Origin of the sequence: Methanosarcina spelaei, assembly GCF_002287235.1 — an archaeon.
GTDB classification, from domain to species: Archaea; Halobacteriota; Methanosarcinia; order Methanosarcinales; family Methanosarcinaceae; genus Methanosarcina; species Methanosarcina spelaei.
Map to the genome: position 1 here is coordinate 1 of NZ_LMVP01000547.1, position 18541 is coordinate 18541.

Consider the following 18541-nt stretch of genomic DNA (forward strand, 5'->3'; position numbering starts at 1 on the left):
ATACCACATATTCATACCTGAGAATCATACCACATATTCATACCTGAAAGTCATACCACATATTCATACCTGAGAATCATACCACATATTCATACCTGAAAGTTACCAGATATTCATACTTACATCTATAATGATACTCTGAAGGCATGTCTGAGAACAATAACTTATTTCAGGCCTGAAAACAGATAAATAAACATGAGTAGAGAGGGGAACGAGAAGCTAGATCCTCAATTTATAGCTAAGTTTGCCAGTTTTCTGGGATTTGATAAAGACAGAGTTCAGCACCTTTTTGAGAAGAACTATCTAGCCCAGAATTGGGGAAAATATGAATACATATTCCGTTTCGATAAGGAGATCTCTCATATAGAAAGAGGAACTGTGATTTATGAGAAAGACGGTTCTTTCGAAATCATTATGGGTTTCCCGAAAATCAGGAGAGCCATGGTATTGGACCCCACGATTAAAAAGCACTTCAGCGGCCTTGAAAAAGTAGCTGTAGAAGAAAAAATGAATGGATATAACGTCCGTATAGCACTTGCAAAAGACGAAATCCTCGCAATCACTCGGAGCGGGTATATCTGCCCTTATACAACTCAAAAGGCAAAAGAAAAATTAAATCTGAAATTTTTTGATGATTTCCCTGAATTTGTACTTTATGGAGAAATGATAGGCCCGGACAATCCTTATGTTCCAAAAGATATCTATGGCATTGAGTCAGTAGAGTTTTACATCTTTGATATTCGGGAGAAAAATAGCGGTAAGCCTCTTACAATAAGCCGAAAACAGGAAATTCTGGAAAAATATGGCTTTTTTCAGGTAAAATTCTTCAAAAAAATTCCTCTGGAAACTGCTGCTGAAGAAATCATAAAAATTATCCGGGAACTTGGAGAAGAAGAACATGAAGGCGTTATAATAAAGGATCCGAAAATGGTTCTTTCTCCATTAAAATATACCTCTTCCCAGAGTAATTGCTCGGACCTCAGGCATGCCTTTAAATTTTATAATGAGACCGGCAGAGACTATATGCTTTCCCGGATTGTTAGAGAAGGTTTTCAGACAGTTGAATGGAACGAGGACAAGACCGAGTTTGAAAAACGCTGTATGCAGCTAGGAAAAAGTATACTGGGTCCTCTTAGAGAATCCATCCAAAAGGTAAAAAATGGCCAGAGATTATATGAGGAAGCAAGGATCCGGGTAAAGGATCTAAAAACTGCAGCAGATTTTGAAGATTATCTTAAAAGACTCGGGATAGATGCAATTTTTGAAGAACCTCAGTTAGTAGGGGAAGAGTATCTGATAATTATAAAAAAAATAAACAAAAGTACCAACGATAAAACTCAAGCAATCTGGCAGGGTGAAACCTGGTAATCTTTTTCTGTCAGGTTGAGCTTTAAGATTTGAGTTTTTAAGAGTTTTTACAATGTTTTGAAAAGAAATATATTAGAGTATAATTATACCAGATGCATTATACTAAATGCGTTATATCAGATGCATTATACTAAATGCGTTATATCAGATGCATTATACCAGACGCATTTACTAGATGCAGGTTCAGAGTTATAACACCTTATAAATTCAGATTTATTAGTAAAATACAGACTAAAGGATTACAACAAATTTCAAAGAATTACAAAGAATTAGAAGGAATTAAAAGGAATTAAAAGGAATTAAAAGATTTAAAAATTACAAGAAATTTAAAGGAATTACAAAGAACCAGAAGGAATCCAGTATGACAAATGTTGCAATTATCGGGACGGAAAAAAGCGGAAGAACCTCCCTTGCCGCAAATCTGGGGAAAAAAGGAACATCCTCCGACATAACTATGTATAACAATGATAAGGAGAGCCGGAAAATGGTTTTTGTAGACCCGCAGGGCTATCCTAAAGCTTTAAAATCCCTGGTTACGGCACTTAATATCTCAGATATGGCAGTCCTCTGTGTCCCTCCTGATGGCCTTGATAGGAATAATCCCACAAGTGTTCATACCGGAGAATGCATTGTTGTCCTTGACCTGCTTGGTTTTAAGCATGGGATAATTGCTCTGACAAAGTCAGACAGTACCCATATGTATGCAATCGATGAGTTGAAAAATAAAATAAAACTGATGACTGCGGGTACTTCTCTCCAAGACTGGGAATGTATTTCCATGAATACCAACAAAGGTGCAAAAAATCCTTTTGAAGGTGTGGAAGATCTCAAAGCCAAAATTTCCGAGATCTCGGAAAAAATAGAAGCCGAACAGGCTGAATTGAATAGTTTGCCTGCAAGAGTGTTTATAGACCATGCATTCAATGTCACTGGAAAAGGTTGCGTTGTTCTTGGAGTTGTCAAACAGGGAATTTCAAAAGATAAGGACAAAACCAAAATTTTCCCGATAGACAAAGATATCGAAATCCGATCCATTCAGAGTCATGATGTGGATATTGACAGTGCACCCACAGGCACGAGGGTAGGAATGCGTCTTAAAAACGTGCAGGCCAAGGATATAGAAAGGGGATTTATTATCTCTGATAAAGAAATCGTAACTATTGACTATACCCTTGAATGCAACATCTCAAAATTCACGCGAGCAATTGAAACCTCAAGTGTGCTTCATCTCTTTGTTGGCCTGCAGTCAGAACCTGTACGTGTGGAGAAGATTCTGGTTGGCGGGCAGGAAGTACAAGAAGCAAAGCCAGGCAGTACTTGCGTACTGGAACTTTCAGGTAACAAAAAAGTAGCTTACAGTAAAGATGACCGTTTCCTGCTAGCAAATCTTGACCTGTCACAGCGGTTTGCAGGCTATGGCTTTACAAAATAAGTATTTAAAAATTCTATTCAAATTTTTAAAGGGTTAATATGGAAAAGAGTTCAGGAGAAAAGGAAAGCATATGTGAGGGCGAGGAAAGCAAAGTAAAAGATAAGACTCTCTATGGAAATGTTTTTCACAGAAATGTATGCTGGCAGCGTTCTTACCAGAGGCCGGAAGGTGAGGAGCTTATCATAGCACTGTACGGCAGCCTCAGAAATGGGCTTTATAATAGCCGCCGTTTTGACTTGCAAAACAGATCAGAGTTCCTTGGCACAACAACAGTAAAGGGGTACGCTCTTTACTCCCTGGGCCCTTATCCTGGCATATACCCTTCGGAAGGTTCCTGTGTTATAGCTGAAGTACGCAGGTTTTCAGGAAAACAGCAGCTTGAAATTGCCAAATCAATTGATTATATGGAACTTTTTGGAGGATATCACAGGGAATATGTAGATCTGGAAATCGGTGATCAAAAGTTCAGAGGCTTTATCTATGTTTATGACGAGAAGCCTGAATCGGAAAGAATTGAACATGGTGACTGGGCCAGATACTTAAAAGAAAAAGAACAGTATGAATAAATAATTAAGAAAATTAAATAATAACGCGAAAAATATTACAAAAAATTTATTACAAAAAACTCATTACAAAAAATTCATTACAAAAAACTCATTACAAAAAATTCATTACAAAAAACTCATTACAAAAAATTCATTACAAAAAACTCATTACAAAAAATTCATTACAAAAAACTCATTACAAAAAATTCATTACAAAAAACTCATTACAAAAAATTCATTACAAAAAACTCATTACAAAAAATTCATTACAAAAAATTTCCAACACAGCGTAAGTTATTAATAGGAAATTTGTAAAATATTTTTAATGGACAACAGCTGAAGCATTCTATTTTATTGAAAAATGTTAACGTTTAATCGTAGATATAGAATCGTGGTTAATCGCAGTTATGAGAGTCTATGAATAAAATCCGTGAAGTTGGAAAGGAGGACTCACTTGTGAATTTTACAGATATTCTGGAGTTTATAAAGAAACCGCAAATCTATACAGAAGGGAATGCTGTTATGTGGACAGATGACCACATTTCAAAGCAGTTGCTGGACGTCCATTTGAACCCGGATATTGACCTGGCAAGTCGGAGAAGAGCAAGTATAGAGAGTACTGTGGACTGGATTTTAAACTCAGTCAATCTAGAAAAAATGAACATTCTTGATCTGGGGTGTGGGCCTGGATTGTATGCTGAACTTATGGCAAAGAGGGGACATAAAGTAACTGGTGTCGATTTCTCTAAGAATTCAATCGAATATGCCAGAAATAAAGCCACAAAGAAAAACCTGGATATAGAATATATAAACCAGAATTACCTCGAGTTGCGTGAAGAGAATAAATATGACCTTGCAACGATGCTTTTTACTGATTTTGGCGTCTTAACACCAGTTGCAAGAAAGACTTTATTACAGAACGTTTATAGGGCTTTAAAGCCTAATGGAACTTTCATTTTTGATGTTCTCAGCGATAAAGACATCAAATTGAAAGTTACTGAGAAATCCTGGGAAATGGAAAAATATGGTTTTTGGAAAGATAGACCACACCTTGTTCTTTCAGACTCTTATTACTATCCGAAGGATAAAGTGATATTGTACCAGCACATCGTAATCGATAATTCTGACAATTTCAACGTATATCGTTTTTGGACTCACTTCTTTACGTCTGATGACCTGAAAAAGATGCTGGTACAAGAAGGCTTTGAGGAAATCGAGTGCTACAATGACGTTTTACCAGATATCGATCTCTGGAATGGTGATAATGTTATCTTTTGCAAAGCAACTAAAATTAGTTGAATAGATTTTTCAACTGAAATAGTTTTATGAAAATTATGGAAATATTAGAAAAATAATTTAAAAAGAATCAAGAAAAAGGAAAGTAGAGCCACAAGAACTCACAAATTTTTTAAAAATTCAAGGCTCTCAATTCCTTCTTCTACGGAACTCATTTCTGTTACGAAAATTCCTTTATAATCCGAAAGTTTTTCCATAACTTGCTTCCAATCTATTGTGCCTTTTCCAAGGGGTAGATGTTCGTCTTTTTTACCCATGTTGTCATGGATATGCACATGAGAGATATTTTCGTTAAGAAACTCCAGAAAGTCGTCAATAAGCCCTACCGTGTTTGCATGTCCGACGTCGAAGGTAAAACCCACATTATGACTTCCAATGGACTCAAGCATTTCAAGCATTTCATCAGGATATTTTCCAAAAATTTTCGGCATATCAGGCATATTTTCAACAGCAATAAGGATTCCGAAATCGGCTGCAAAGTCACAGATTTCCCTGAGAGAAGAAAGATTGGTAAAATAGGCTTCCTGTGGGACTTGTACGCCGTAAGGGGAAAGATAACCAGGATGTATTACAGCGAGATTAACATAGTTAGAGGCAAGAGTCAGGTAGTGTTTCATCTGCCTGATGACTTCTGCCCTGATTGAGTCATTCAGACCTGCAAGATTCATGTCCGAGAAAGGCAAGTGCAGAGTTAACTCCAGACCTGTGGTTTCACTGATATTTTTCAAATTCTGGATATTCTTGCTGTTCAGGCACTGAGATCCTTCCTGTACGATTTCCCAACCGGTGTACCCGTGGTCTTCGAGCGTATAAGCCCATTTGAAAGGGTCTTCAACGACTGCACGCGAAGAATAGCTGATTCTGTGCAATTGCATGATGAAAGTTCATTCCTTTTCATTTATCAATATACATCATCTAGTGCAAACTGAGATATATTTAACCGAATTATTTAATTAAATTACTTAACTAAATTATTTAACTAAATTATATAAATGAACTATTAAGTGAACTATTAAGTGAACTGTTTAAATGAACTATTAAGTGAACTATTAACTGGCTCAGACTTACGGAATATAAAAAACATTAAAAGTATAGTAAAAATGTGTAAAAAATAAATATACGTTTAATATAGCGTATTAAAGCCCTTATATAGCGTATTAAAGCCCTTATATAGCGTATTAAAGCCCTTCAATCCTGCTCCACATAGTCCATTTCTACCTCAACAACAGGTTTTCCTTCTTCAGTAAGGGGTAAAAGCCATTCAAAAAGTCTTTCCATTTCTTCCTGAGAACTAGCCCTGATAGTGACTTCAATAGATCCAAGAGGCTCTTCCTGTGCAGGAACACTGGGAATTCCGACAAAAGCAGCCTGTTTGTTGAGTGAAAAGCGAACCGAAAGCCCGTCACTGGACAATCCTTTACTGAAAGCTTTGTTGCGGACACTATCTATAATTTCTTCCCTGCGAATGAGCCTATGAAGGATTTGTAAAACCTCAATTCCTCCTTCTCCTGAAAGAAAAAAGGAGGGAAAAGTCCCTGTTTCTGACCCAGTAATCTCAATAGCTTCTTTTTTGAGTTCAATATCAGTAAAAAGGGACGAAATTGCTTTGATAACCTTTTCCGAGTCTTCTGTAGGATATACAGCTGCTGAAACCTTAACATGTATCATAAATCTGCCCCAGTAATTTAAAAATAATTTTTTCGGAATTTTGTTCAGAAATATATTCGAGAGATTTTATTCAGTGAGGTTTTTTCCTAAGTAGTTGCTCAAAACTTCAATAACATCCTTTTTGAAAGTTTCCAGAGTGGAATTGTTTTCAATTTCGATGTTGGACGCCTCTATAGCTTTTCCCATGCCCCAACCGAGTTCTCGTTCGTCCCGGTTACGGAGCCCTTCTATACTGTTCATATCATCGCTTCTGCCTCGTTTCTGAACTCTGGAAAAGCGAACTTCAATTGGGGCGTAAATCGAAATCAGGACAAAACCTTCTCCGAATTCTCGCCTGAAGCATTCCACTTCAGCAATCCCACGCACCCCATCCACAACAATAAGGTCAGAGCCAGCATCCTTGATTTGGGAAATACAACGTACTGCGACTGCATCCATACCTTCGCATTTGCGAAGCTGTGTTGCGACCATTCCTGTATTAGAATCATTGGGTTCGAGTCCGCGTCTTAAAACTTCTTTCCGGATCACATCACCCATAATAATAACGGGAATGCCCATTTCAGCAGCAATTCTAGCAGCTTCCGACTTTCCAGATGCTGGCATACCTACAAAAGCTATTATCTTCATTAAAAATTACCCTTTAAACTTTAATTAAGCTTAAACTATTAGTTTGAACCATTAGCCCTGAACTATTAACTTGAACTGAATATTAGATTTGAATAGAAATCTGAGTATATTGAATCTTAATTTCAAAGATGAATAAAGTTAAAATTACAAATTAAATAGTAAGTTGAATAATCGATTCCATAATCTAACCGTAAAATAATATGATTCTAGTCAAATCACAGGATCGTATATATTATTTCCTGAAAACTAACACACGGATGACAAAAATAATCTCAAGTGCGAAAAACTGAAAAACTGAGAGTAAAGAACGGTCAACGGAAATCAAAAATTTGAAATTCGAGAGTTAGAGAAGAATTAAAGACCTGAAGTAAGAAAGGTAAAAAAGTCAGGGAAACCCTGAAAAAGTAAAAAATTAACATATAGGCCAAAAAGACAAGGATGAAGAACGTGAAAGTCTCATCCTTATGAAAACATCCTCGTTTATGAAAACATCCTCGTTTATGAAAACATCCTCGTCTATGAAAACATACATCGTTCCTACGAAAACATGTTCATCTTTATGAAAACATCTTGCTGAAAACTGACGCCTTGAAATCTACCAGGGGTTTGAGCCTGTAATCCTCAAGAAGTACTTTACGGGTGCTTTCTACTGGAACGCTCAGAGAAATTTCTTTAGTTCTACCGTAACGGCCTTTGCTTACAACCACTGCATTGACTATGCCCAGCATATCAAGTTCGGACATGAGATCGGTAACTCTACGCTGGGTAAGAATATCTACATCAATATGGTGGCAGAGCTGGCGGTAAACATTATACATTTCACCTGTCGTGACGTTCTTACCTTCTCTGCCCCTGCTCCGCAAAAGAATGATACTGTAGAGTACGAGTTTGGACTGGGTGGGAAGGGTTCTTACCACTTCGACTACGCGATCAATTTCGATTTTTTCTTGAGCGCGCCTTACGTGCTCTTCAAGAACCTGAGGCTGATTTTCCCTTTCTGCAATTTCTCCCGAGACCCTGAGAAGGTCAAGTGCGCGCCTTGCGTCACCATGTTCCTGAGCTGCAAAAGCAGCGCATAGAGGAATTACCATCTCACCGAGAGCGTCACTAGTGTAAGCCATCTTTGCTCTTTGCTTCAGGATATCGCTTATCTGTTCAGCGTCGTAAGGAGGAAAAATAAGTTCTTCTTCACCCAGGGAACTTTTGACCCTGGGATCCAGAAATTCTGTGAACTTAAGATCGTTGGAAACACCGATCATACTAACTTTGGCTCTCCGCAGGTCTGTGTTGATTCTCGACAGATTATAAAGAACATCATCGCCTTTTTTAATCAGCTTATCGATTTCATCCAGAATTATGACAATGACCTGCTCTCTGGAATCGATTGCCTCCTTAAATTTCATGAAGACCTGGTCAGTAGGCCACCCGGTCATAGGAACTTCTTCTTCGAAATGTCTAGCAAGATTTGCAAGAAGCCGGTACTGTGTATCGATTACTTCGCAATTAATATAAACAACCGAGCAGAAAAGGGATTTGTCTTCACTTACTCTTTCAAGTTCTTTTCCAACGTAACGGGTAACCGCAGTTTTTCCTGTTCCGGTTTTTCCATAAATAAGCACATTGGAAGGAGTTTCTCCTCTGAGTGCAGAAACTAGAATTGTCGCAAGACTGCTAATTTGCTCGTTTCTGTGCAATAAAAGATCAGGTGTGTAAGAAGGTCGAAGTACTTCTTTATTTTTGAAAATTGATTTTCCGTCAAGTAATTTTTCGAATAAGCCGTCTAATGATTGAGCTTTTATCATGAAGATCCTCTATAAAATTATAATATTAAGCAATATATGGGATTAAGACACTTCTAATGCAGATAATTAATACAACGCAAACCATTGAATGTCAAATTAATTAATATAGTAATTTTAATATGAGATTATATAGAGATTATATATAATGAACTAATATGATCGATAAACTCTGTCCACTTTTTCTCTGAACTACTTTAATTTTTATGTTTGTAATACTGATTTTAAGTGTTTTTAATTTTAAGTGGTTTTTACTTTAAGTGTTTTTACTAATTTTAAGCGTTTTACTAACTTTAAGCATTTTACTAACTTTAAGCATTTTACTAACTTTAAGCATTTTACTAACTTTAAGCATTTTACTAACTTTAAGCATTTTACTAACTTTAAGCATTTTACTAACTTTAAGCATTTTACTAATTTTAAGCGTTTTACTGCTGCCTGAAATAAGGAGAATTTTTTGATAGTCTGCAGCTGATTTAATCCTTCGAATTACTGCTATTGAATATTGTATTTTTAGAGTAAATTTTAGAGTTATGTTTTTTAGAGTTGTCTTTTTTTAGTTGTTTTTTAGATTTTCCAATTGTTCTTTAGATTTTCTAATTGTTCTTTAGATTTTCCAATTGTTCTTTAGATTTTCTAATTGTTCTTTAGATTTTCCAATTGTTCTTTAGATTTTCTAATTGTTCTTTAGATTTTCCAATTGTTCTTTAGATTTTCCTTTTCAAATGCTTAGGAATGATTCAAATATAACATCAAGGGTTTTTGTTGCCAAATGATTATTTAAAGGATATAACTATAGATCAATTCCCAATGAAAATTTGAAGTTATATCTTTATCGTTCCTTAGATAATTGTAACCATAACTACTTGGCAAGCTTTATATTGACCTTATAACAGCTATTTAGCAAGTTTCTAGAGTGGCTTAATAATTATTATAATTGCAATAAGGAATTTTAGGGGGGTTATGGGTTGTAAGTAGGATCCATTTAAGAGATTTGGAAAGAGGGAAAGAGGGAAAAGGTTAAACTCTTAACTTCGAAGTCTTAACTGTCAATATCTGGAACTAAAGCTTAAGTGCCTAGAACTAAAATTTATTTTAGGATTCTGAGATTTTACTTAATTGTTTGTATCTTTATGAAAAACCCTATAAATCCTGCTTAATGAGAGAAAGGGATAGAAGATACATCTTTCTTATAGTTAATGCCTAAAATTTTTATCTGCCATTTTCTGATAAAATGGCGGGCGAATCTTAAGTATTAAGATACCTTGTAAGCTAGATAAAATCTATATTCCGGATCTTCTTTTACTAAAACTTTAGGTAAAATTGGTTTATAAGCAAGTAATTTTAAGCTACATTTGCAGTAGATGCAATGGAAGTACACCGTATTAATTGTTGTGGTAAAGACCCCTTTATTTCGACTGGAACGGGTTTATACTTCAGGTATCTGCCACAAAAACCAACATTGAATAGCTTAAGTATATCTGAGAGAAAAAAGTACAAGTTCCGAAATTAATTAAGATTGAGTTAAAAACCCTTGCTTTCAAATGGAGTAAGTTATGAGAAATAATAATATTTTTGGATAAATTGAAGTATAAAAATTTTAAGATAAAAATTAGAATTATGTAAATAGAATCTTGAATCACTGTAAATAAATGGATTTACAGAATTTAAGAAATTTTAGAGAAATTTTTGAGTATACGAATTAAAAATTCCTTATATTAAAAAAATAAGAAAGAGATAAGGAAAAATAGAAAAAATTAAGGAATTAGGAAAAATTGGAAGTTGAAGAAGTTAGGGGAAAAAGGAAGTTAGGGGAAAAAAGGAAGTTAGGGGAAAAAAGGAAGTTAGGGGAAAAAAGGAAGTTAGGGGAAAAAAGGAAGTTAGGGGAAAAAAGGAAGTTAGGGGAAAAAGGAAGTTAGGGGAAAAAGGAAGTTAAGGGGAAAAAGGAAGTTAGGGGAAAAAGGAAGTTAGGGGAAAAAGGAAGTTAAAGAAAATCACGGAATAGACCCCTTTATTTCGACTGGAAAGTTTATATAACCCCCGGACCCCATGATTTCCATTAAAGAGATTAGAGCTTCAAGGCAGCAAAATAAAACTATATTTTATTTTGTTTATAGCAAAATAATGTTGTTTAGTTATGAAACTAATACTATATATAAGTTATTATTAAAAAGATCAGTTTGTTTTTAGACTTATTTTTCTTAATAAATTGAAACTTGATTTATATTTTCGTTATCTTGACGACTTAATCTATAGAAAAAGTATTGATTTTCAGAGTATTGAAAGACTTAATTTACGTATTCTGAGAAATTTACATTTTCTAGTTCTATGAAAATCTTTCCAATCGAAATAAAGGGGTCCCCCTCTAAAGCAGACATTAATACAGTTATGGTACCTTAACATGCATTCTTTTTAGATCTTGTATTGAGTTAATAGAGATCAACAGAATGTCTCTATCCTCCTGGATAATTCTTTGCCTATTACTGCTTACATATCTTTTTTGTGAAACTTCTTCTTAACTTTTTAATCACTTCTCGTAAGTTCGTCTCTTTTGATGTATATTATGAGATTCTCATGCATCTTTTAAAAGTTACTTGGTAATTTAGCAGGTATATTCCATAAGTATTTTAAATAAAACTGGTTTTACTTTACCCACATGAATGAGCAGGGTCTTTCTGAGAAAGAGATATTTTCCTATCTGGAAGATGTAAAGTCAGAAGATACGGATTACTATAGGGTTTTAAGTTCAATGTGTACTCAACCGCACAGAATCGCGGTTGAGGCTCACAGGTTATTTATTGAGGCTAACCTGGGCGATCTGGGACTTTTTGCAGGTGCCTACAGACTGGAAAAAGAAGTTATCCAGATGCTGGGAGAACTTCTTCATTTTCAGTATGTTGAAATTCCTTCAGGAGAGTCATGTAAGAGTTCGGTTTGCGGTTACCTTACAACAGGAGGTACGGAATCCAACATTCAGGCTATTAGGAGTATGAAAAACCTCGTGACTGAAGGTGGAAAAAGGGCAGGTGATGTCCTCAATATAGTTGTTCCTGAGTCAGCTCACTTCTCATTTGATAAGGTAGCCAATATGATGGGTATTGAGGTTAAAAGAGCTCTTCTGGATTCTGAATTCAGAGTGGATATCGAATCTGTAGAAAGTCTGATAGATGCAAACACTATCGGACTCGTAGGGATAGCAGGAAATACGGAATTTGGCCAGGTAGATCCGATTGAGGAACTTTCAAAACTTGCTCTTGAGAATGAGCTTTTCCTGCATGTTGATGCAGCTTTCGGAGGGTTTGTGATTCCGTTCCTTGAAAAGCCATATTTTTTCGATTTTAAAGTTCCAGGCGTTACTTCCATTGCAATAGATCCTCATAAAATGGGCCTTTCCACAATTCCCTCAGGTGCCCTGTTATTCAAATCTCCTTTTTTCATGGATTCCCTCAAGGTAAACACTCCATATCTTACAACAAAGTCTCAATTTACTCTCACGGGTACTCGCAGTGGAGCTTCAGCCGCTGCCACTTATGCTGTTATGAAGTATCTTGGACGTGAAGGATATAGAAGAAATGTACAGTACTGCATGCAGCTTACCGCAAAATTAGTCAAAGAAGCTCGAGAATTAGGGTTCGAACCTCTTATTGAGCCTGTAATGAACGTGGTCGCCCTGAGAGTTCCGAACCCTGATCTTGTGCGAGAGCAACTCTTAACTAAATTTAGTTGGAACGTCTCAATCACTCGCAGCCCAAGATCTCTTCGCCTGGTCCTTATGCCTCATAACACAGCTCATGATATAGAAGAATTCCTGCAAGATTTGAGAAAAATAACAGCAGAACTTTAAGTGACAGCAGGACTTTAAGTGCCAACATAATTTTAGCAGAACTTTAAGTAAAGTAGTTTAAGTAAAGTAGTTTAAGTAAAGTAGTTTAAGTAAAGCAGTTTAAGTAAAGCAGTTTAAGTAAAGCAGATCTTTAAGTAAGGCAGAACTTTAGCAGAACTTTAAATTTTACTCTTTTCTTATTCTTATAACTTCTTCGGTTTTCGCTTAATTGTTTTAATTTGTTATCACATATTAGTCACATACAAGTATCATGAAAGTTTAGTTATTAATAATCTAATGGGCTCAAAATCGTTGTATGATGAAGAGAAGCTAAAGATCATGCTTAACAATTAAATTGCTAAGACCTTAGTCACATACAAACAGATATGTATAATATTATCGCCAAATAATAAATGGGGACATTTAAGTTTATAGAGAAAAATTTATAAGATAACTTGATCAGGGAAACTTTACAAGTTGACTTTATGAGGGGAAGTTAATTGAAAGGGTTTATGATCAGAATTAGAAAATTTAAGGGAATTTAAGGTCAGTTCCAGTGGTATTTATGATCAGAACTACCTGCAAATTTCCACTCTCATGAGCTGTACTATTCCTGACAGTCTGCATCTGATATTTTAAATTCAAGTTCAACTTTATTTGGTTTGCGTTAGTTCAGATTCAATATTTAATCATCTGCTTAATATTATAAAAATGAAAATGGGGGTATTTATCTCATGAAATCGTCAGTGAAAATCGGAAGTGTTATGGGTATACCTATAAGGCTGCACATAACTTTTCTTCTCATATTACCCATATTTGCTTATGCGTTTGCGATCAACCCACAGCCTTTTGGTTTTGAAGGAGTTGAACCGTCAATCACAAGATATTCGCTTTCAGTCCTGACTGCTATTCTGCTTTTTGCTTCGATCCTTGTGCATGAACTTGCACATTCATACCTGGCAATGCGTTATGGGGTTAAAATTGAGAACATTACTCTCTTTCTTTTTGGAGGAGTATCGGCTATGGAGAAGATACCCAGAGAACCTGGACAGGAAGCAAAAATGGCTTCTGCCGGACCCCTTACAAGTCTTGTAATAGGCTTAATCTGTCTTTTAATATATGGGAATCTCATTTCCCCTAATCCTGTACTTTCTCAAAACCCGGTATACCTTGTTATCTGGATTCTTGGAATTATGAACTTTATACTCGGGATCTTCAACTTGCTGCCTGCTTTTCCAATGGACGGAGGTAGAGTACTTCGCGCTTTCTATGCAAAAAGAATGTCTTATGTGAAAGCTACCCAGAGTGCAGCAGCCGTAGGGAAGTTTTTTGCCGTTCTTATGGCGATTTTCGGAATTTTCATAGGCAACCCCTGGTTCCCTTTGATCGCACTCTTTATTTACGTCGGCGCATCTGAAGAAGAGCGTTCTACTCGGGCTGAGGTAACCCTCGAAAATATTCGGGTAAAGGATATTATGACCAGGAATGTGGTTTCAGTCAGTCCTTCCATGAGCGTGGAAGATCTTGTTAAGTTCATGTTTGAGAAGAGACATATGGGTTACCCTGTAATGGAAGGAGACAGCCTGAAAGGAATTGTGACGTTTACAGATATCCAGCGTGTTCCTTCTATTGAACGTCCAGTGGCCAAAGTATCTGATATTATGACTAGGGATGTCATTTCGGTATCTCCGGATGCCCAGGCAAGCGATGTCCTGAGACTCGTATCTTCTAAAAATATTGGAAGAGTGATGGTTATTGATGACAGATTAGTCGTAGGGATACTCTCAAGAACAGATCTTGTACGGATCATGAAACTAAGATCAGAGTAAGTCCTAAACATTTTACATTACAGAGAGTCTCAAGCAAAGAGGTTCTCAAGCCATCAAAGAAGAATCTAAGTGAAATTTATTAAAAGAAAATTATTATAAGAAATTTTTATCAGGGAGTTTATCAAAAAGGTTACCAACATAAATTTTCATCAAAAGATATTTTTATCAAAAGATCATACACTATTAAGTTTTTAAGTTTTTCAAATTAATACTTTTCCAAAATTATATAAGAATATATTAGATAGGTTTATGAATAATTATATAAAATGAAAATTATGGAAAATAAGGATAAAATCCGAAGGCAAAAAATAAATCTAGGAATAAAACCTGAAGACAACAAAATATGAATATAAAGATATAACTTGAAAGCAGCAAAATATAAATCTCTGGCAGATAATTACCACCAATTAATCAGCTGCTTATAGCTAAGTTTTTTTATAGCTTGGTTATTTTATGTGAAGAACTTAATTACTCATGCGATTAACTGTAGTCTTTCAAGGAACGTGCTTTTGCACATCACCTTAACAGCATCGCAGCAGAGAGATTAATAATGATCAAACCTGAAATTACAGATTCTCAGGACAGGGACCCTGACTACAATTTTCATATTTCATCTCAGGAGTCAATATATTCTATGGACAAACTTGTGACCGAATCCGAAGAAACCTTTACTTCTGTCGGAAAGTCTAAAATTTCTGGTTCTTCAGTTAATATGCCGCAAGAAGAAATAAATTCTGTGCCAGCATCTAAAATAGAACCTAACGAGCTTGAAACAAAACTTGACATAAGTTCCGAACTTATTACAGAACCTATTCCTGATTCAGCCTCCGAAGTTTCAGTTCCTTCACCTTCCCAATTTTCGGATGCACATCAGGCTGAATGTCAGCCATCAAAAGTTGTGCTTATAGGAACTGCTCACGTCTCGGAAAAGAGTGTTGCCGAGGTCAAGGCTGCTATAAGAGATCTGAAACCGGATATTGTAGCTGTCGAGCTTTGCAGGGGACGTTATGATTCTCTGAAGGGTAATGTGCAGGAAAAACAGGTGCCTATTAAGGATATTCTTACTGAAGGCAAGGTTTACTATTACATAATTCACTGGCTGCTTGCCTATGTACAGAAAAAGATCGGTGACGACATGGGTGTAAAACCCGGAGCCGAGATGCTTGCCGCAATTGAAGAAGCTGAATCTATAGGGGCTAATGTTGCTTTAATTGACAGGGATATCCAGGTGACCCTTCAGCGTTTCTGGGGAAAAATGAAGTTCCTGGAAAAAATCAAGATGATCGGTTCTCTGTTAGGTGGCCTAATAGGAATAGGAAAAGGAACCGAAATAGATATAGATGAAATTACAAAAACAGACGTTGTAACTGGCCTCGTAAACGAACTTAGAGATTTTGCCCCGACTGCGGCTGAAGTTCTCATTGATGAAAGAGATGCATATCTTGCAGGAAGCATCATTAAGGTTGCGGCAGGTGGGAATAAAACAATCGTCGTGGTAATTGGAGCCGGGCATAAGCCAGGAGTAACTAAGTACCTGAAAAACCCAAAAAGCGTTCCTTCCCTGCATAGTCTTATGCAGGTTCCAAAGAAACGCATAAGTCTTGGAAAGATTGTTGGCTTTGTTTTTGTTGCCGTTATAATTGGATTCTTTTTGCTACTACTGCTTTCTGGCGTTCCTCTGAAACTTCTGTTAATAGCCTTCGGGTGGTGGTTTATTATTACAGGAACCCTCAGTGCAGCCGGTACTCTACTTGCAGGCGGCCACCCTTACTCGGTTCTGACTGCCTTTTCGGTTGCCTGGTTAACCACTCTGCACCCTCTTATTGCCGCAGGCTGGTTTGCTGGTCTTGTAGAAGCAAAACAGCGAAACCCTACTACCGCAGACTTAAAAGCACTGGGAGAAATAGAAACCTTTAAGGAGATGTTCAACAACAGGTTCATGCGAGTCCTCCTTGTCGCAAGCTTTGCAAACATAGGAAGTATGACAGGGACCTTCGTTGCAGCTTATGTCATGATGCATGTAACTGGCATTGACCCGAGAGATGTTCTACTTTCTGGGTTCAGCGCAATTGGACTCTAAAGTCTTTTACATATATGACTAATTAAATTGGACTCTTAAAGTCTTTGATATCTAATGGTTCAATTTATTGGGCTCTAAAGTTTTTGATATCTAAGGCTTTAATCAGTTAAGTTCTAAGGTCTTTAATATCTAAACTGGCTTTAAAGGACTCTGTTCCAAAATCCAGTGATTTTTGCATTTTTGATAGAAAGTCTTAATTAGCAAGAAGAATCCAGTTTTTATCAAAATCGATATTCGCTATCTAAAGACTTGAATCACTAAGTTGTATTACATGGATGGTGACCATTTATAAAATCTAGTGATTTTGAGTTTTACATTCATCACTAGATTTTGGTACTGAGTCCTTTAAAGTTAAGCTCTAAATTTTTTGGTATTAATATACTGATGTTTCTGGTACCTTGATGTCCTAATATTTTTCTAATATTTTTCATTTTTCTGGTGTATGTGAATTTAGTGTCTGTCGATCTACTATGTTACTTTATATATTGTTAAAAATTAGCTAGGTAGTCAACCTTTAACTTTTCTTTACAACCTTTTTTATAAAAAATTATTATATTAGTGTGTTCTACAATGACTAAAAACGAAAAGAAAAAGAATAGAGAAGAAACAAAAAAAAGAATAGAGAAGAATGATAAAAAAATTTTTGAGTTTAGAAGAGCTCATGCAGTTTAAACTGATATTTACCCAGTTTTCCGCCGTAGTTTCCTGCTGAGATCTTTTTAACGCCCGGAACAGTTACAGCGGCTTTAATTCCTGCTTTCATAGCAGCTTTTATGCTTTCTTCATCAAGCCCATTGATAACGATTTCATAAACAGCGTTAACATCTGCAGGGATTTCAGTGTTTTCAACCTTATCCTTTATGGAAGGGCAGAATTTTTCATTTGCAGTAGCTTTCAAGAACTTGTACTTGTTTGCTCCGGATTTAGATCCGCTGGCTACAATACCGCCTGGGAAGGGGGTAATTGTACCTTCGAGTTCTGCAATTGCATCAACAGCAGCTTCGGCTGCGGTCAGGGCGGTCATCTGAGAGTCTCCGAAGATGAAGAAATTTCCGCCTGCAATTCCAGCTATAGCTCCTATATTTTCTTCGGCCAGGAAGTCTCCTTCCATAATTGGTACCTTAAACACTTTGCGGCCTGAAATCTGGGTTTCGGATTCCATTCCATCTGCGAAGAATTTGAGTTTAAAGCCCACATTAAACTGTTTTTCAGCTTCAGGAAGCCCATTGAAGACTGCAGTTGTAGGGGCTGTAAGTACACATTGTCCAATCCTTTCAAGAAGCTGTTCTTCAAGAGCTTCGTATTTGAAAGTGCAGATCTGAACATAAACTCCAGGCCTGCCATCAGGAGTTTCACTGGGGCTTGCTAATCTCTCAATTCCGGCTTCTGCGGGACACATTATAACGGATGTTGCAAAGCCTGTAGCTTCAGTAGCTGCCACAAGGGCCCAGCGCTTGGTAGCAGCTGTTATGAGTACCCGTGCAATCTTGATCGGAAACGCTTCTGCATATGTATCTTCGATTTCTACTCCATTGATTTCCATAAAAATCTCCCGTTTGCTTAATTATTGCTATCTTGAAACTAGTTCGCGAATTGTCAGGTTTGGTTTCCCTGTTTTCTCGTCTTCTATAACTTTTCAAATATCTTACAGATGACTGAGGGTATGGTATTTACTCAAGGGTTACTCAAAGAATTTTAGAGTAGTGCTCAGAGTGTTATCTAAAGAATACTTAATGTTATACTTGATGTATACTTCAAGTGTACTCGCAGTATTACCTGAAGTACCTTAGTGTATTGCTCAAAGTATACTTAAACTGTACTAGGAGTTGTACTCAAGTATATTCAGAGTGTTACTTTACCTTAGAGCTAGCCTCAGATACAGATTTAAAGTTTTATGCTACTTTTATTTTCTTTTGCTTTATTAATGGAACTAATAATGTAATTATAATATTTATATCAAATATATAATTTTTCAGAGAAAAGGTGAAGAAACGAAAGTGAATTAAAAAGCAAATTATTGTAACTATTCAGGGTATAGTTAGCGGCGCTCCTTTGAGCGCCGCGAGAATACCCT

The 18541-nt window shown here is 36.4% G+C and carries 13 protein-coding genes; 8 read left to right on the forward strand and 5 right to left on the reverse strand.

From position 1 onward, the window contains the following. Positions 1 to 195 precede the first annotated feature (195 nt). The 4 genes from ASJ81_RS20955 (at position 196) to ASJ81_RS20970 (ending at position 4644) form a co-directional block, all read left to right on the forward strand. A complete protein-coding gene (locus tag ASJ81_RS20955) occupies positions 196 to 1368 on the forward strand; it encodes an RNA ligase (RefSeq protein ID WP_095646059.1) in 1173 nt (390 codons plus the stop codon). 361 nt (positions 1369 to 1729) lie between these two features. Further along, complete coding sequence (locus ASJ81_RS20960) at positions 1730 to 2800, forward strand: elongation factor Tu (protein WP_095646060.1); 1071 nt, start codon at positions 1730 to 1732, stop codon at positions 2798 to 2800. Between the two features lie 38 nt (positions 2801 to 2838). After that, complete coding sequence (locus ASJ81_RS20965) at positions 2839 to 3366, forward strand: gamma-glutamylcyclotransferase family protein (RefSeq protein ID WP_095646061.1); 528 nt, start codon at positions 2839 to 2841, stop codon at positions 3364 to 3366. 435 nt (positions 3367 to 3801) lie between these two features. After that, positions 3802 to 4644 (forward strand): class I SAM-dependent methyltransferase, encoded by an 843-nt coding sequence (locus tag ASJ81_RS20970; protein ID WP_170943439.1) that lies wholly within the window; start codon positions 3802 to 3804, stop codon positions 4642 to 4644. Between the two features lie 98 nt (positions 4645 to 4742). Here the strand turns inward: ASJ81_RS20970 and ASJ81_RS20975 are convergent, their stop codons facing one another. The 4 genes from ASJ81_RS20975 to ASJ81_RS20990 form a co-directional block, all read right to left on the reverse strand. Continuing rightward, positions 4743 to 5516, reverse strand: a complete 774-nt coding sequence (locus ASJ81_RS20975; protein WP_095646063.1) for a sugar phosphate isomerase/epimerase family protein — start codon at positions 5514 to 5516, stop codon at positions 4743 to 4745. 313 nt (positions 5517 to 5829) lie between these two features. Then, a complete protein-coding gene (locus ASJ81_RS20980; protein ID WP_095646064.1) occupies positions 5830 to 6309 on the reverse strand; it encodes an RNA-binding domain-containing protein in 480 nt (159 codons plus the stop codon). A gap of 66 nt (positions 6310 to 6375) precedes the next feature. Beyond that, positions 6376 to 6936: a dephospho-CoA kinase gene (locus ASJ81_RS20985; RefSeq protein WP_095646065.1), complete on the reverse strand. Its 561-nt coding sequence runs from the start codon at positions 6934 to 6936 to the stop codon at positions 6376 to 6378. A 557-nt stretch (positions 6937 to 7493) separates the two neighbouring features. Beyond that, a complete protein-coding gene (locus tag ASJ81_RS20990) occupies positions 7494 to 8738 on the reverse strand; it encodes an ORC1-type DNA replication protein (RefSeq protein ID WP_048105562.1) in 1245 nt (414 codons plus the stop codon). A 1772-nt stretch (positions 8739 to 10510) separates the two neighbouring features. Here ASJ81_RS20990 and ASJ81_RS23120 point away from each other — a divergent pair. The 4 genes from ASJ81_RS23120 (at position 10511) to ASJ81_RS21005 (ending at position 16467) form a co-directional block, all read left to right on the forward strand. Beyond that, positions 10511 to 10654 (forward strand): hypothetical protein, encoded by a 144-nt coding sequence (locus ASJ81_RS23120; protein WP_170943440.1) that lies wholly within the window; start codon positions 10511 to 10513, stop codon positions 10652 to 10654. A 737-nt stretch (positions 10655 to 11391) separates the two neighbouring features. Further along, positions 11392 to 12579: a tyrosine decarboxylase MfnA gene (gene mfnA, locus ASJ81_RS20995; protein ID WP_095646066.1), complete on the forward strand. Its 1188-nt coding sequence runs from the start codon at positions 11392 to 11394 to the stop codon at positions 12577 to 12579. 713 nt (positions 12580 to 13292) lie between these two features. After that, positions 13293 to 14387: a CBS domain-containing protein gene (locus ASJ81_RS21000; RefSeq protein WP_095646067.1), complete on the forward strand. Its 1095-nt coding sequence runs from the start codon at positions 13293 to 13295 to the stop codon at positions 14385 to 14387. Between the two features lie 550 nt (positions 14388 to 14937). Next, positions 14938 to 16467 (forward strand): TraB/GumN family protein, encoded by a 1530-nt coding sequence (locus ASJ81_RS21005; RefSeq protein ID WP_095646068.1) that lies wholly within the window; start codon positions 14938 to 14940, stop codon positions 16465 to 16467. Positions 16468 to 17116: 649 nt separating this feature from the next. On the opposite strand, the gene fhcD is transcribed toward ASJ81_RS21005, so the two are convergent. Next, on the reverse strand, positions 17117 to 18010 hold the full coding sequence (fhcD, locus tag ASJ81_RS21010; RefSeq protein WP_095646069.1) for a formylmethanofuran--tetrahydromethanopterin N-formyltransferase: 894 nt from the start codon (positions 18008 to 18010) through the stop codon (positions 17117 to 17119). Positions 18011 to 18541: the final 531 nt, after the last annotated feature.

What these genes read in the sequence shown, in the direction of transcription:
- ASJ81_RS20955 (WP_095646059.1), top strand. Translation starts at nt 196, where the DNA reads ATGAGTAGAGAGGGGAACGAGAAGCTAGATCCTCAATTTATAGCTAAG.
- ASJ81_RS20960 (WP_095646060.1), top strand. Translation starts at nt 1,730, where the DNA reads ATGACAAATGTTGCAATTATCGGGACGGAAAAAAGCGGAAGAACCTCC.
- ASJ81_RS20965 (WP_095646061.1), top strand. Translation starts at nt 2,839, where the DNA reads ATGGAAAAGAGTTCAGGAGAAAAGGAAAGCATATGTGAGGGCGAGGAA.
- ASJ81_RS20975 (WP_095646063.1), bottom strand. Translation starts at nt 5,516, where the DNA reads ATGCAATTGCACAGAATCAGCTATTCTTCGCGTGCAGTCGTTGAAGAC.
- ASJ81_RS20980 (WP_095646064.1), bottom strand. Translation starts at nt 6,309, where the DNA reads ATGATACATGTTAAGGTTTCAGCAGCTGTATATCCTACAGAAGACTCG.
- ASJ81_RS20985 (WP_095646065.1), bottom strand. Translation starts at nt 6,936, where the DNA reads ATGAAGATAATAGCTTTTGTAGGTATGCCAGCATCTGGAAAGTCGGAA.
- ASJ81_RS20990 (WP_048105562.1), bottom strand. Translation starts at nt 8,738, where the DNA reads ATGATAAAAGCTCAATCATTAGACGGCTTATTCGAAAAATTACTTGAC.
- mfnA (WP_095646066.1), top strand. Translation starts at nt 11,392, where the DNA reads ATGAATGAGCAGGGTCTTTCTGAGAAAGAGATATTTTCCTATCTGGAA.
- ASJ81_RS21000 (WP_095646067.1), top strand. Translation starts at nt 13,293, where the DNA reads ATGAAATCGTCAGTGAAAATCGGAAGTGTTATGGGTATACCTATAAGG.
- ASJ81_RS21005 (WP_095646068.1), top strand. Translation starts at nt 14,938, where the DNA reads ATGATCAAACCTGAAATTACAGATTCTCAGGACAGGGACCCTGACTAC.
- fhcD (WP_095646069.1), bottom strand. Translation starts at nt 18,010, where the DNA reads ATGGAAATCAATGGAGTAGAAATCGAAGATACATATGCAGAAGCGTTT.